This window comes from Streptomyces sp. 1222.5 (assembly GCF_900105245.1).
GTDB classification, from domain to species: Bacteria; Actinomycetota; Actinomycetes; order Streptomycetales; family Streptomycetaceae; genus Streptomyces; species Streptomyces albidocamelliae.
Window position 1 is genome coordinate 2,444,166 of record NZ_FNSZ01000001.1, and the last position, 14,075, is coordinate 2,458,240.

Consider the following 14,075-nt stretch of genomic DNA (forward strand, 5'->3'; position numbering starts at 1 on the left):
AGGGGGGCCGTCGAAGTTCCTCAGCCGGTGGGCTGAGGCTTCGAACGCCCCTCCCGCCGCGCGAAAGCTTCGCGCGGTGCAGGCCCTGCACTGCCCCGCCGGTGAGCGGGGCCAGAACGCAGTGTCCGCATGCCGGTTCGCCTAGGAGGACGGGCGCCGTGTAGGTCAAGGGCGGTCAGGAGGAGCTGGTTGGTGAGGGGGTACGGCAGGTCCTTGCGCTGCTCGCGGGTATCGGGCGCCCTGGTGTCCAGGTCTGCTCCGGCGTATGGCCCCATCAGTTTCGACGGCGACTCGGCGCAGCAGGACACTGATCGAGGAAGACCGTCCTCACCGTGATCACCCTGCCTGGACTCTCGTCCTGCGGGACCACGGGGCGCGGGAAGGGCGGTGGGTGTGGAGGACGAGCAGCGCCAGGGCGCCGGTCGCTGCGGACCAGGCGAGGGAGAGCAAGCCAGGGGACCAGGCGCTCTGGGGAGTGAGGGCTGAGCTCAGCGCCAGCTGGTTCACGCCGTACAGAGGGAGGGTGGATACGCCCGCCACATCCATGAGGGCGTTGAAGACGGGATTCTGCAGGCCGGTGTCGACCAGGCTGAGCATGATGATGAGGAAGAAGCCCTCCAGCTCGCCGCGGACCAGAGAGCCGAGCAGAAGGCCGATCCCGCCGTAGACGAGGCCGGCGCCCGCGAGGGCCAGCGCCAGGGGTGCTGTGTGGCGTACGGGCAGAGAGACCCACAGCACGATCGTGGTGTAGAGGGCCAACAGGGCGGCGGTGAGGGCGACGGCGGCAAGCTTCGCCAACAGCATCGGCAGCCGGGGGTAACCGGCCAGCAGCAGACGCCGGTCCATCCGCCGCGACTGGAAGGTCTCGGTGAAGGTGATGAAGCCGGCGACCATGGTGACGGCGCCCAGCGCGCTGGCCACCTGCCCCACCTGGCTCGCCGGAGCGGAGAGGGGGGTGCCGATGGCGTCCAGCCGGATGCGCACCACTTGGTCGGAGGTGCACAGGCGTGCCACAGCAATCCAGACGGGGATGAACGCGACCGCCAGAACCAGGGCCAGCCGGTTGCGCAGGTGGCCCAGCAGAGTAGAGCGCAGCAGTTCGGTGAATGCCGTCCAGGAGAGCCTCAACGGTCGGTCTCCTCGAAGTGCAGACGGCCCTGGCGTAGGTGAGCGATCGCGTCGAAGTGGTGCAGGTCGTGCAGCAGGTGAGAGACCACGATGATCGACCGGCCCTGATCACGCAGGTCGGCGGCCAGGGTCCAGAACCGCTGGTGGGTGTCCCAGTCGAAGCCCTGGTAGGGCTCGTCCAGGACCAGCAACTGCGGATCGTGCATGAGGGCGATCAGCAGGTTCAGCTTCTGCCGCGTGCCACCACTGAGTTCGCCGACCTGCTGTCGCCGGCAGCCGGTCAACGCCAGCAGTTCCATCAGCTCGCCGGCGCGCTCCAGTGTCGGCAGCCGGTAGGCCATCTGGAACAACCGCAGATGCTGTCCGACGGTGAACGCGTCGTTCAGTACAGCCCGTTGCGGGCAGTACCCCACCGCCCCGGCCCGTGTCGCGGTTCCGCGGTCGGGTGCGAGGTGTCCCACGGCGATCTGCAGCAGAGTGCTCTTTCCCGCCCCGTTCTCGCCGACGACTCCCACCAGCGTCCCGGCATACACGTCAAGATCTACATCGCGCAGGACCTGCCTGCCGCCGAACGCCTTGCAGACTCCGCTGATCCGCAGCCGTGGCCGGTGGCGCGTGGTTACTGCCTGCACATGAGCCCCTCGAAAGATCGGACAGATGTAACGAGCCGACCCGGACGGTCCGGCCCTGGGCGGACCGATCCTCCGCGCGACGTCTGCCGCCCGGTGTCCAACGAGTCCGTACCTCCGGTGTAACGGCGGTCACCCGGTCTTCTGTACCTGCCAGTTGGGCGTGACGTACGCCGCGGTCTGCCGTTGTAGGAGGCGATGCCCCCGACACCACAACGAGACCTCAGCGCTCCCACGATCGTGATCGGAGCCGGCCCCCACGGCCTGGCGGCAGCCGCGCTACTGAACCGCTCCGGAGAACCGACCGTGATCCTGGAACGGTCGCATGGCGTGGGAGCGAGCTGGGCGCAGCGCTATGACCACCTACGCCTGCACACCACTCCCGGCACGTCGAAGCTCCCCGGCCTGCGGGTGCCGCGCCAGGCGGGGCCGTGGGTGAGCCGGGACGACTATGTGCGATACCTGGAGTGCTACGTAGCCCATCACCGACTCGACGTCCGGGTGACCACCCCGGTGCAGCGCGTCGAACGGGCCGAGCCCGGTTCGGGAGCACAGTGGATGGTCCACACCCCCGTCGGTCCCGTGCCCACTGGCGCGGTCGTGGTGGCCACCGGTCGCTGCCATACCCCTGACCTCCCCCGCTGGCCCGGGCGTTCGACGTTCACCGGCACCCTGCTGCACTCGGCCCACTACCGCTCTCCGGCCCCTTACCGCGGGCAGGACGTCCTGGTGGTCGGCGCCGGTAACAGCGGTACCGAGATCGCGAGTGTCCTGGCCGGGGGCGGAGCCGGGCGGGTACGGATCGCAGTCCGTACCCCACCCAACATCCTGCCCCGCTCCAGCGCACGATGGCATGCTGCCGGCCGACTTACGGAGGCCCTCCCACTCGCGTGGCGCGATCGCACCTCCCTGCTCACCCAGCGTCTCGCGGTGCCCGACCTGACCTCACGGGGGCTGCCCCGGCCCGGCATCGGCCTGTACACCCGCAATGCCCGTGAAGGGGTCAACCCCGTGCTCGACCACGGCTTCGTGGACGCCGTCCGGTCCGGTCGGGTCGAGCCGGTCGCGGCCGTCCAGGCGTTCGAGGGCCCCGAGGTAGTGCTGGCCGACGGCACACGCCTGCGACCCGAAACTGTCATCGCCGCCACCGGCTACCGGCCCGACCTGCACGACCTGGTCGGGTCCCTGGGCGTGCTCGACGAGGCCGGGCATCCCCTCGCCGCAGGGGCACGGACCCATCCTGAAGCCCCGCACCTGTACTTCGCCGGATACACCAATCCCCTCACGGGTGTCCTTCGCCAGGCGGGCATCGAGGCGCGCGCCATCGCCCGCGCGTTCCGCCACGAGAAGGCGCGGGCCACCCTCCCCGCCCCCCGGCTTGGCGACCGCCCGGCCGACGCACTCAGCAAAGGGCGCGCGTCGAGCTGACGGCGGTTCGCAAGCCTGGCCCTTCTGCGGCGTTCCCCGCAGGGCGATTGGACGCCGAGGTGACGGTGGAGACAGGGCTGCGCGCTTCGGCGGAGAGCAGCTTCACCGTGCCCACGATGCGTGATCATCCACAACCAAGATCCGCTTCCGCAGCAGACCCTGGGCCCCGTCCGACGGCCGAAGGGGCCAGCCGCTCCCTGGGGTGCAGCAGGGGGCATCCGGGAGCGCAGGAGCGGAGCGGATGATCTGGGCATGCTTGCACTACCCCTCAACTGGTGGTTTGGCCGCGGGAGTTGAGGAGGGACCTGAATGCGTCCCTAGCGTGGTTCGTGCCGTGGTCTGCGGGCTGCGGTGCGGCGTCGCTTCCCGCGGCACCGGAGCAGCGACAAGCAAGGGGCGCTGAATGGCGAACTTCCAGACCGGCGAGATTCCCCCCGGCTTCGCGTTCACTGAGAGCGGCGGGCTCATCCACTACAAGTACGGCATCGTCCTGGCAGTCCCGGCGGCCAACCAGGCCGGCTGGTCGGGCGACATGTGGATCAGCTTCGGCTCCGCCTGGGGAGATGCAAAGATCAAGGTGAACTGGCACGACGGCTCCAACTGGAGCGCCGCCGTGGACCTGAACGTCACGCAGGCAGGCGGCCGGGTCCACAACGGCGCGAAGCTCCCGACGAGCACGCAGAAGATCGCCATCGGCCGCGTCAGGAAGTGCGCGAGCGACACCGAGGACGACATCCCGGTCAGCTGGCTGCTCCAAGTGGCCGAGGCGTGACCCGGGCAGCCCCTATGACCCGATGCCCGGTCCGGCCTGCTGGGCCGGACCGGGCATCGGCAGTGGTGGCCGTAGCGGCCGAGTTGAACTGGACCGGCTCGGACACGTACAACAAGGACACCAGGGCCTCCCCCCACTGCTCGGTCGGATTTGCATGGCCGAGCTACCGTGAGGCCCTGTCTCCGCGCGCGTGATCATCCACATTTCGTCCGGCGTCTTCATCGGCCGACTTCGGCAACCGCCCACCTCGACGGCAGCGCAGTCGCCCGGTTCTGGCCGACGTCCATCGGCGGCCTTTGCGGACCTGGCGTCGCTTTTGCCGGTGGCCTCAGCGCTGGGTGAGCATGCCTTCACGCAGGCGGCCCAGGGTCCGTGACAGGAGTCGGGAGACGTGCATCTGGGACACGCCCAGGTGTTCGCCGATCTGGGCCTGGGTGAGTTCCTCCACGAAGCGCATGTGGATGATCTGCCGGTCTCGCTCGTCGAGTTCGGCGAGGAGCGGGGCGAGGGTGTGGAAGTCCTCCACCAGTCCCAGCGCCTGGTCTTCCGCGCCGATGAAGTCCTGCAGAGCGCTCTCGCCGTCTTCGCTGCCGCCGATCGCGGCGTCCAGGGAGGAGGAGTTGTAACCGTTGGCGGCAAGTCGGGCTTCCCGTACCTCGTCCTCGGGCAGGCTCATCAGCTCCGACAGTTCCTTGACCGTGGGGGTGCGGCCGAGCCGACTGCGCAATTCCTCGGTGGCGCGGGCGAGCTGGACGCGGGCTTCCTGCAGTCGGCGCGGCACGTGTACGGCCCAGGTGGTGTCGCGGAAGAACCGCTTGATCTCGCCCACGATGTAGGGGATCGCGAAGGAGGTGAACTCCACTTCGCGCGTCAGCTCGAACCGGTCGATGGCCTTGATCAGGCCGATCATGCCGACCTGGACGATGTCCTCCATCTCCTCTGCGCCGCGGCTGCGGAAACGGCCGGCCGCGTACCGGACCAGGGACATGTTCATCTCGATCAGTGTGCTGCGGGCGTAGCTGTACTCGGGCGTGCCCTCTTCCAGGACCGTCAGCTGTTCGAAGAACAGCTTGGAGAGCTGGCGAGCGTCTTTTGGCGCAACCCGGGAGGGGTCGGCGACCTCCGGCAGCTCGCTCGTTCGTGCGTCCAGTGCCGCCGGAATGCTCATGAGCGCCATGCTGTGCCCCTCCCAAAGTTCGAGCCGACCGCTACCGCCTGCAAAACGGCCGACGGCGCAGCGCCTACCCCGCCTTCCCGCACCTATACCTGTGCTGTGTTGAGCAGGCTCGCTACCTGGTCGTGGTCAGCCGGGCAGGTAGCAGCGAATGGTGGTGCCGTCGGGGCCGGTGTGGACACGGACGAGGTCGGCAAGTTGGTGGACCAGCAGGAGTCCGCGGCCGCCGGGCTGCGTGGGATTCGGCGGGCGACGGCCGGCCAGCGGATCGGTCAGCTGTCCGCCGTCGTGGACCTCGCATACGATGCGGTCGCTCTCGGCCCAGATCCGCAGCGTCCCCGAGCCGGCGCCGTGGACGACGCTGTTGGTGGTCAGCTCCGCCACCGCGAGTTCCAGGTCGCCCAGGCTCACGCCGGACACGCCCAGGGCCCGCGCCCGGGACACGGCGAAGTCGCGAGTCTCGGGCAGTGTCGGTGCGGCGAAGGTACAGGCCGCAGCATCGAGTGGAGCGAGCAGGGGCTCGTTGTAGCGAGCAATGATCTCTTCGGGGCTGTAGGCGGTGGATTGCCTCTCCCCGTCGGCGTCGATGACGACCGGGTGGGTCGCCAGGGCGTCACAGAGCGCCTGCTGCCTTAGTTGCCCAGCGTCGTAGGGACAGAGGATGGTCACCGCGCGCCCGGTGAAAGCGGCATTGATCAGCGCTTCGTGCTGGACGCACGCCGGGTACTCGTCGGCGGAACGGCCCTGCCAGATCGGCTCGCCGATGATACGGACCCGGCGGGCGCCGGGTTGGGCGTCGGCGAACTTGCGCAGCACGTTGGCGATGATGCGGCCCGGGTTGCGGCCGGCCTGGGTCATGTCGATGAAACGGACCTGTGCCGCTCGCTCACCGAGCCCCTCGCGGATCAGCTTCAAACGATCCGGCGGAGCTGCGACGGCTGCGGGCTCACCGGCGTCCAGCCCTTCCCGCAGGAAGGGAACCGTTCCCGCGACGTACTGGTCGGTCCCCTCGTAGAAGAGCGCCGGGTGCACGAACGGCTCGTGCGAGGGCACTGTGGTCATCACGCAGCCACCTCGATCACGGTAAGCCCGGGCCAGAAGAGTTCGAGGATGCGCGGCAGCTGCGCCGGAGGTCGGTGAAGTACGATCCGCTGTCCCTCGGGGAGACGCTGGGCGGTGACCGCAAGGTCCGTCACGCCGGCCACATCCACGAAGCGCACCCGGGACAGATCCACGTGATGCACGTCCGTGCCACGCTCGACCAGTTGCTGCAGCGCCTGCTGCCAGACCGTCCGTGTGTTCATGCTGATCTCCCCGATCGCCCCCAGCCCCGAACTGTCGGGCAACGGATTGATCTGCAGTACCGCCTCACGTGGCGGCGCGGCGGAGGGCCCGCCCACGCCAGGTGCGACATCCACGCTTTTGCCCCCAGTTCCCCGGGCTCGGCCGCACGGCGGCTCATATCGATCGCCTTGCACGATACCCGGTCAGGCACGGCGGACGCCCAGTCCGGCCACGCGAGAGAATCGGGCCGGGCCTGACCTGCGCGGGTCCCGATGACGTGAGCTGGTGGAGCTCATGCGACCGAGTACGGGTCCGCCTGTAGTGGCGTCCATGCCAGCTCAGGCTTGGCGGGAGGGCGAGCTCAGGGAGCGAGGCTGAGTTCCGCCCAGACCGTTTTGCCGGGGTGGCGCGGGGTGACGCCCCAGCGGTGCGCGAGCCGTTCGAGGAGCTGCATGCCGAAGCCGCCGGGCTCGGTGTTCTTGGTGGCACGCATGCGCGGCCAGCGGTCGCTGTCATCGCTGACCGCGATGCGCAGCAGCCGGCCGTTCAGGGTGAGCCGGATCAGGGGTGCGCCGACGCCGTGGCGGATGGCATTGGTGATCAGTTCCGAGACGAGCAGTTCGGCGGTCTGGATCATCCGGTGCTGGTGCAGCGGACCGCCGAAACCTTCCACGCAGTCGCGGACCCAGTGCCGGGCGGCCGCGATGCTCGCCGTAACAGCGGGGAAACGCGACTCGCAGGATGGGATGGTCGGTTCGCCGTTCACGAGGTTCCTCCAGCCTTGGTGGCGGCCCTGCTCTGCCGCCGGCTGGCGCTGCGTACAGCCGGTCGCAGTCGTCTGTCGGGTTACCCCTGCCTGCCTGGTGAACCATCTGTGTCCGTCGGGTGACGGGCTGATCCTGTGAAGGGTTGATCGCCGCTGTCGACGGGACTGGTGGTGGCGGGCTGGAGTGCGCTGGCAGAATCATTCCCGCACACGACATGAGGCCACGCCGGTCGCGCTGCCACCGGGGCCCGAGGACGAGGGAGCCGGCATGGAACGGATTTCGGATGTGGAGATTCCGCTGGACCGTGATGTGTTCCTGCGCACTCTGGTGCGTGAGTTGGCGACGTCGCTGGAGTCGGTGATCGGTCTGGAGGAGGCGTCCGGCTACGTCAGCCTGGTGGGGCAGGCCGTCGGCACGCAGATCGACGAGATGTACCTCAAGGCACTGGGAACCGACCGGCTCACGGGTGAGCAGGTCGCCGAGGCGCTGGTGGACCTCAAGCGCCGTATCAAAGGTGACTTCTACGTCATCGAGCACGACGAGACGAAGATCGTGCTGGGCAACCGGGTGTGTCCGTTCGCGGAGAAGGTGGTGGGCCGGGAGTCGATGTGCATGATGACGTCCAACGTCTTCGGCACCGTCGCCGCCCGCAATCTGGGCTACGCGCGCGTGGAGTTGGAGGAGACCATCGCGCGCGGCGACGCGGGCTGCCGGGTGGTGGTGCACCTGGTGCCCGACGTGGATGTCGAGACGGTGAGTGGCCGTGAGTACTTCGGCGACCGGGCTGTGGCTCCATGACCCTTGGCCTCTTCCGGGCCATCACCAGACCGCTGCCCCATCCGGTGCTGTTGTGCGGGGCCGACGGCCGCGTGCTGGCCGCCAACCCGGCTGCCCGCAGCTGTGACGACCGGCTGCGCCCGGGCGCCAGCGTGTTCGATCTACGGCCGGACGACACCCCGCAGCTGCGTCAGCAGTTGGCTGTGTGGCTGCGCAGCGGCAGTCCCGTGCCCGGCGCGCTGGTCCTCAAGGACGCCGACGGCCGCACGCGGCGCTTCCGCTGTCACGGGGCGCGGGCCACGTGGTGGGACGGCCCGCAGCCGGCCGTGCAGCTGCATCTCATCGAGGCCGGGGCGTCGGACCAGTTCGTCGTGCTCAGCCAGCAGGTGGAGGCGCTGAACCGGGAGGTGGCCTTCCGCCGGGCCACAGAAGTGGACCGGGCGCGGCTGCTGGCCGCCGAACAGGCCGCCCGTGCCCGGTTGCAGCACCTGTACGACCTGACCGCCGCCTTGGCCGGAGCGATCACTCTCGCGGAGGTCTCCCGCGCTGTCAGCGAGGTGGCGCCGGCAGCCCTGGGGGCCACCGCGGCGGAGCTCTATCTGCACTCGTCACGGCTGGTACCGCCCCTACAGCCGGGGGACAACGGCCTTCCGGTCGGCGCGGGCGGCTGGACCGACCTGGACCGCCCCTCTTCCTCGGACGGCCCGCTCACTCGTGAAGCCGCGGACGCGGTTCCCGTGGCCCTGTCCCTGGAGGCGGACGGCGTCCACCTGGGCATGCTGATCGTCTACGGCTCGCTCAGCGCCACCGCTCCCGAGCATGTGACAGCGGTCGCCCAGCAGATCGCCCAGGCTCTGCGCCGGGCCGGGCTGCATGAGCACGAGCACCGGGTCGCCGAACGCCTGCAGCTCAGTCTGCTGCCCCAGCTGCCACAGCTGCCCGGTCTGGAGTCGGCCACCTGCTACGCCCCGGGCAGTGACCTGCTCTCGGTCGGCGGCGACTGGTACGACGTCTACGACGTGGACTCCGATCACATCGGCCTGAGCATCGGCGACGTCGCCGGTCACGGACTGCACGAAGCGACCGTCATGGCACAGATCACCGCCGCCCTGCGCAACATCGTGCCGCGCTGCGGCACCGACCCCGCCGCCGTCCTGGACGAGCTCAACGCCTTCCTGGGCCGCTACCATCCGAACCGCATGGTCACCGCCTGCTACCTGGTCTTCGATCGCCGGACACGCACCCTGACCTACGCCAGGGCAGGCCATCTGCCGCCGCTGCTCATCCACTCCGACGGCACCAGCGCCTACCTCGACCACGCCACCTCCCCGCCTCTCGGCCCCGTCCGGAACGTCCGCTACCGGCAGGCCGACACCACCGTGACCGAGACCGACACCCTGCTGCTGTACACCGACGGCCTGATCGAGCGCCGTAGCGAGGACCTCGCCATAGGAATGGAACGGCTGACCGAGTTCGCCCCTACCACCAGCGGCCTGAGCATCACCGAGCTGTGCGACCGGTTCCTGCACCACCAGCCCGAAGCGGCGTTCCCCGACGACCGCGCCCTGCTCGCCGCCCGCTTCCCCTCACCCTCCTGAGCGCGCCTCCGCTCAGCGACAGCAGGGCAGGGGGCGTCGAGGACGGCGTGAGCCCTTGCCCCCGGCAGGAGGCCGGTGTCTGGCAGAACGAGAACGCCCAGCGCCGTCGACACACTCCCTGGCCTCCTGAGCCGCCATGCCGACCAGTGTCTTCCGGCGCCTTCCCTCGTCAGCCGACGGCGACGAGCCGCTCCTCGACGAGGCGGCCGGTAGACCTCGCCCCTGTCCTGTGGCGGGCGGAGGCCGTCCCGACGGGGAGCGGGCCGGCTCCCCCGACGGGACAGAGCAGTCGCAGACGAGTGGGTGGGGGCCAGTTATGACCAGGCAGCCCGCGTGCCACCCACCTGATGGTCCGTCGGAAGCAGCGTCAAAAGAGCGTCGGGACGGTTTCCCCTACGCCTCCATGGACCGAGGAAAACGCGTCCATCACCTCGCGAGACGTCCCACGAAGCCGCAGGTCAAACCCACCCCCGGCACCAGGACACGTTCCACATCGTGCATTTCGGGGAACACGTCGAGCGCACCCGAACGCACCTGAGCAACCTGCGAAATCTGCAGGTCAGAGCCCCTTTGTAGCAGGCTCGAGAATTGCCACGCACTCCACGTGATGCGTCATCGGGAACAGGTCGAACGCCCGGAGCGTCCGCACCCGGTACCCCCCGTCCCGGAAGTACCCCAGGTCCCGGGCCAGCGCGGCCGGATCGCAGGCGACGTACGCGATGCGCCGGGCGCCCAGGGAGGCGAGGTGGGCGACCGTGTTGCGGCCGGCGCCTGCGCGGGGCGGGTCCAGGACGATCAGGTCGACCTCCGTGATGCCGGTGCGCGGCAGCACGGACTCGACCTTGCCCTGCTCGATGCGGACGCGGGGGAAGTCGGCCAGGTTGTGCCGCGCGTCCTCCACCGCCCGCTTGCCGGACTCGATGCCGAGGACCGCGCCCTTCTCGCCGAGACGGTCGGCGAGGGCGCCGGCGAAGAGGCCGACGCCGCAGTAGAGGTCCAGGGCCATCTCGCCCTTGCGCGGCAGCAGGCCCTGCATGACGGCCTTGACCAGGGTGTCGGCCGCCTTCGGGTGGACCTGCCAGAAGCCGCCGCTGCCGACGCGGTAGGTGTGGTCGTCGGCGCGCTCGCGGACGAACGCGCGGCCGTGGACGCGGTGGATACCGCCGTCCTTCTCGTCGACGCGCATCACGGAGACGGGCCTGTCGAGCTCGACGAGCGGCAGCCGTGCGCCGGGCTTCGGCTCCAGGATCACCATGCGGTCCTGGGAGCCCGTCGCGGCGATCGCCTCGACGGAGGCCATTCCGGCCCAGTCCCGGTCCTCGATGCCGAGCTCGCTGACGCCGGCCGCGGCGATCATGCAGTGGTCGATCGGCTCGACCTCGTGCGAGCGGTGGCGGCGCAGTCCGGCGTTGCCGTCGGCGTCGACCGCGTACTGCACGCGCGTGCGCCACTGCGGGACCTGTCCGGCGGGCAGCTTGTCGCCCTCGGCGGGCACCACCGTGCCGTCCCAGCCGGCCTCCTCGGGCGTGAGGCCCGCGAGCCGCTTGAGCTGCTCGGCGATCACCTCGCCCTTGAGGCGGCGCTGCGCTCCCGGCTTGGCGTGCTGCCAGTCGCAGCCGCCGCAGCGGCCGGGGCCGGCGAAGGGGCAGGGCGCCTCCACGCGGTCCTTGGAGGCCTCCAGGATCTCCACCGCGTCGGCGCGCAGGAAGCGCGCGCCCTCCTCGCCCTCGGTCACCCGGGCCACCACCCGCTCGCCGGGCAGCGTGTGCCGGACGAACAGCACCTGGCCCTCGGAGGTACGGGCGATGCAGTGGCCGCCGTGGGCGACGGGGCCGATCTCGACCTCGTACTCCTCGCCCACCAGAGACTTCGTAGGTTCTGCCTGCATGGCGGGGTGACTCCAGACGGAAGAGAGATCGAGGACAGCGACGGTACGGCCACACACAGCTGGGCCGGACACAGCCCACCAGTCTACGGCCTCCCCCGCCCTCTCCGCCCCCACCGCCCGACGGCTCCCCCGCCCCCCACGGAAGCCTTCAGCGCCCCGGTACTCCAGGCCCGGGCCCCGTCCGCGAAGAACCGACCGGAACCCGGCCAGGCGAATCCCGGCCGCCGCCACGCACCGACCGTCGGCCCCCCTGGGCCCGGCCGCCGGGGCCTACCGCCACCACGAGCGGACCCGGCGCCCGAGCGCCCCGGCTGTCGAGCACGTCTCAGCGCACCCCGGCCCGCCGGACGCTTCCGCGACCGGATCCCGGCCCCGCCGGACCGTTCCCACGACGTGAGCCCGGCGCCGCCGAACGCCTGCACGACCGGAGCCCCGCAAGCGAGTCCCGGCCGCCAGGCGAGCCGTGTGTCACTCCTTCGCCGCGGAGGAGTCCTTCGGGCGTTCGGTCGCGGGGCCTCGCCGGACCGCGCCCGGGGCGTTCCATTCCTGGCGCTTGCGGGCCCGCTGCTTGGCCGCCTCGGAGGACTGCAGCTGGTAGGGCACCGAGGTCACCATGACGCCCGGAGTGAACAGCAGGCGGCCCTTCAGACGCAGGGCGCTCTGGTTGTGCAGCAGGTGCTCGTACCAGTGACCGACCACGTACTCCGGGATGATCACCGAGACGGCGTCGCGCGGGGACTCCTTGCGCAGCCCCTTGACGTACTCGATCACCGGGCGGGTGACTTCGCGGTACGGCGAGTCGAGGACCTTCAGCGGTACGTCGATGCCGCGCCGCTCCCACTCCTCGCGCAGGGCCTTGGTCTCGGCCGCGTCGACGTTGACCGTCAGCGCCTCCAGGGTGTCCGAGCGCATCAGCTTGGCGTAGGCCAGGGCGCGGAGCGTCGGGCGGTGGATCTTGGAGATCAGGACGACGGAGTGGACCCGGGACGGGCGGACCATGTCGTCGGAGGGGCCCTCGGGGGCCGCGATCTCCTCGGCGACGCGGTCGTAGTGCTTCCGGATCGCGGTCATGGTCGCGTAGAAGATGCACATGCCCAGCAGGGCGACCCAGGCGCCGTGCGTGAACTTCGTGACCAGGACCACGACCAGGACCAGGCCGGTGAAGAAGGCGCCGAAGGCGTTGATCGCGCGGGAGCGGATCATGTGGCTGCGCTTGGACGGGTCCTTCTCGACCGCGAGGTGGCGGTTCCAGTGCCGGACCATGCCGGTCTGGCTGAGCGTGAAGGAAACGAACACGCCGACGATGTAGAGCTGGATCAGCCGCGTGGAGTCCGCGCCGTAGATGACCACGAGGAGGGCCGCCGCGCCGGCGAGCAGCACGATGCCGTTGGAGAAGGCGAGGCGGTCGCCGCGGGTGTGCAGCTGGCGCGGCAGGTAGCGGTCCTGGGCGAGGATCGAGCCGAGCAGCGGGAAGCCGTTGTAGGCCGTGTTCGCCGCGAGGAACAGCACCAGGGCCGTGGCTGCGGCCAGCAGGACGAAAAGGAAGCTGCCCTTGCCGAAGACCGCCTCGGCGACCTGGGAGATCACCGGGTTCTGGACGTAGCCGGAGCCGACCGGGCTGCCGTTGTGGATCAGGTCGGTGGCCGGGTGCTCGGCCATGCGGACGTTCGTCGCCATGGCGAGGGCGATGATGCCGCAGAACATGGTGACGGCCAGCAGGCCCATCATCGCGAGCGTGGTCGCCGCGTTCTTCGACTTGGGCTTGCGGAAGGCCGGGACGCCGTTGGAGATGGCCTCCACGCCGGTCAGGGCGGCACAGCCGGAGGAGAAGGCGCGCAGGAGCAGGAAGACGAGCGCGAAGCCCGCGAGGCCCTGGTGCTCGGCCTTGATGTGGTAGTCGGCGGTCGGCGCGGACATGGTGTCGCCGAGGACCAGGCCGCGGAACGCACCCCACGCGATCATGATGAAGACGCCGCCGACGAACACGAACGTCGGGATCGCGAAGAGCTTGCCGGACTCCTTCACGCCGCGCAGGTTCATCAGCGTCAGCAGCACGATCACGGCGGTCGCGCAGAGCACCTTGTGCTCGACCACGAACGGGACCGCGGAGCCGAGGTTCTCGATGCCGGAGGCGATGGAGACGGCGACGGTGAGGACGTAGTCCACGAGCAGGGCGCTGGCTACGGTCAGGCCGGCCTTGGGCCCCAGGTTGGTGGTGGCGACCTCGTAGTCGCCGCCGCCGCTCGGGTACGCGTGGACGTTCTGCCGGTAGGAGGCGACGACCGTGAACATCAGCACGACGACCGCGACGGCGATCCAGGGGCTGAAGTGGTACGCCGACACGCCCGCGATGGACAGGACCAGCAGGACCTCCCCCGGCGCGTAGGCGACGGAGGACAGCGGGTCGGAGGCGAAGACGGGCAGTGCGATGCGCTTCGGCAGGAGCGTCTCGCCCAGCCGGTCACTGCGCAGAGCGCGCCCGATCAGAATCCGTTTGGGCACGTCGGTCAGTTTGGACACGAGAGAGGATCGTAAGCCTTCGAACAGGCTGCCGCCCAGTCGCCGTCCCGTATCTGCCCCACGAGTGAACTCAAGCCTCACAGGAACTGCGGATTCCGCGGTCGGGCCGC

Annotated in this window: 12 protein-coding genes; 4 read left to right on the forward strand and 8 right to left on the reverse strand. The window is 69.9% G+C overall.

Translation table 11 applies throughout. The features are described 5' to 3' along the window. Positions 1 to 336 precede the first annotated feature (336 nt). Both BLW57_RS10895 and BLW57_RS10900 read right to left on the reverse strand, forming a co-directional pair. Positions 337 to 1,128, reverse strand: a complete 792-nt coding sequence (locus BLW57_RS10895; RefSeq protein ID WP_093474035.1) for a hypothetical protein — start codon at positions 1,126 to 1,128, stop codon at positions 337 to 339. Beyond that, positions 1,125 to 1,760, reverse strand: a complete 636-nt coding sequence (locus BLW57_RS10900; RefSeq protein ID WP_093474037.1) for an ABC transporter ATP-binding protein — start codon at positions 1,758 to 1,760, stop codon at positions 1,125 to 1,127. The genes BLW57_RS10895 and BLW57_RS10900 overlap by 4 nt, the downstream gene beginning before the upstream one ends. A 195-nt stretch (positions 1,761 to 1,955) precedes the next feature. On the opposite strand from BLW57_RS10900, the gene BLW57_RS10905 reads away from it, so the two are divergent. After that, positions 1,956 to 3,185, forward strand: coding sequence for a flavin-containing monooxygenase (locus BLW57_RS10905; protein WP_093474038.1), 1,230 nt, complete (start codon positions 1,956 to 1,958; stop codon positions 3,183 to 3,185). A gap of 403 nt (positions 3,186 to 3,588) precedes the next feature. Next, positions 3,589 to 3,957 (forward strand): hypothetical protein, encoded by a 369-nt coding sequence (locus BLW57_RS10910; RefSeq protein WP_093474040.1) that lies wholly within the window; start codon positions 3,589 to 3,591, stop codon positions 3,955 to 3,957. A 328-nt stretch (positions 3,958 to 4,285) separates the two neighbouring features. Here BLW57_RS10910 and BLW57_RS10915 read toward each other — a convergent pair whose 3' ends face one another. From BLW57_RS10915 to BLW57_RS40515, 4 genes are all read right to left on the reverse strand, one after another. Next, on the reverse strand, positions 4,286 to 5,134 hold the full coding sequence (locus BLW57_RS10915) for an RNA polymerase sigma factor SigF (protein WP_176985541.1): 849 nt from the start codon (positions 5,132 to 5,134) through the stop codon (positions 4,286 to 4,288). Positions 5,135 to 5,260: 126 nt separating this feature from the next. After that, positions 5,261 to 6,193, reverse strand: a complete 933-nt coding sequence (locus tag BLW57_RS10920) for an anti-sigma factor RsbA family regulatory protein (protein ID WP_176985542.1) — start codon at positions 6,191 to 6,193, stop codon at positions 5,261 to 5,263. Then, positions 6,193 to 6,549: an STAS domain-containing protein gene (locus BLW57_RS10925; RefSeq protein WP_256339463.1), complete on the reverse strand. Its 357-nt coding sequence runs from the start codon at positions 6,547 to 6,549 to the stop codon at positions 6,193 to 6,195. Before BLW57_RS10925 ends, BLW57_RS10920 begins: the two co-directional genes overlap by 1 nt. Positions 6,550 to 6,776: 227 nt before the next feature. After that, on the reverse strand, positions 6,777 to 7,181 hold the full coding sequence (locus BLW57_RS40515; protein WP_176985543.1) for an ATP-binding protein: 405 nt from the start codon (positions 7,179 to 7,181) through the stop codon (positions 6,777 to 6,779). Between the two features lie 268 nt (positions 7,182 to 7,449). Between BLW57_RS40515 and BLW57_RS10935 the strand changes: the two genes are divergently transcribed. Further along, the gene (locus BLW57_RS10935; protein ID WP_093474041.1) at positions 7,450 to 7,980 is read left to right on the forward strand and encodes a methanogen output domain 1-containing protein; all 531 of its coding nucleotides are present in this window, start codon (positions 7,450 to 7,452) and stop codon (positions 7,978 to 7,980) included. Further along, a complete protein-coding gene (locus BLW57_RS10940) occupies positions 7,977 to 9,557 on the forward strand; it encodes a SpoIIE family protein phosphatase (protein WP_093474043.1) in 1,581 nt (526 codons plus the stop codon). Before BLW57_RS10935 ends, BLW57_RS10940 begins: the two co-directional genes overlap by 4 nt. Before the next feature lie 559 nt (positions 9,558 to 10,116). On the opposite strand, the gene BLW57_RS10945 is transcribed toward BLW57_RS10940, so the two are convergent. Together BLW57_RS10945 and BLW57_RS10950 are read right to left on the reverse strand one after the other, a co-directional pair. Next, positions 10,117 to 11,445 (reverse strand): class I SAM-dependent RNA methyltransferase, encoded by a 1,329-nt coding sequence (locus tag BLW57_RS10945; RefSeq protein ID WP_093474044.1) that lies wholly within the window; start codon positions 11,443 to 11,445, stop codon positions 10,117 to 10,119. Between the two features lie 468 nt (positions 11,446 to 11,913). After that, positions 11,914 to 13,965, reverse strand: a complete 2,052-nt coding sequence (locus tag BLW57_RS10950; protein WP_093474046.1) for an APC family permease — start codon at positions 13,963 to 13,965, stop codon at positions 11,914 to 11,916. Between the last annotated feature and the right edge of the window lie 110 nt (positions 13,966 to 14,075).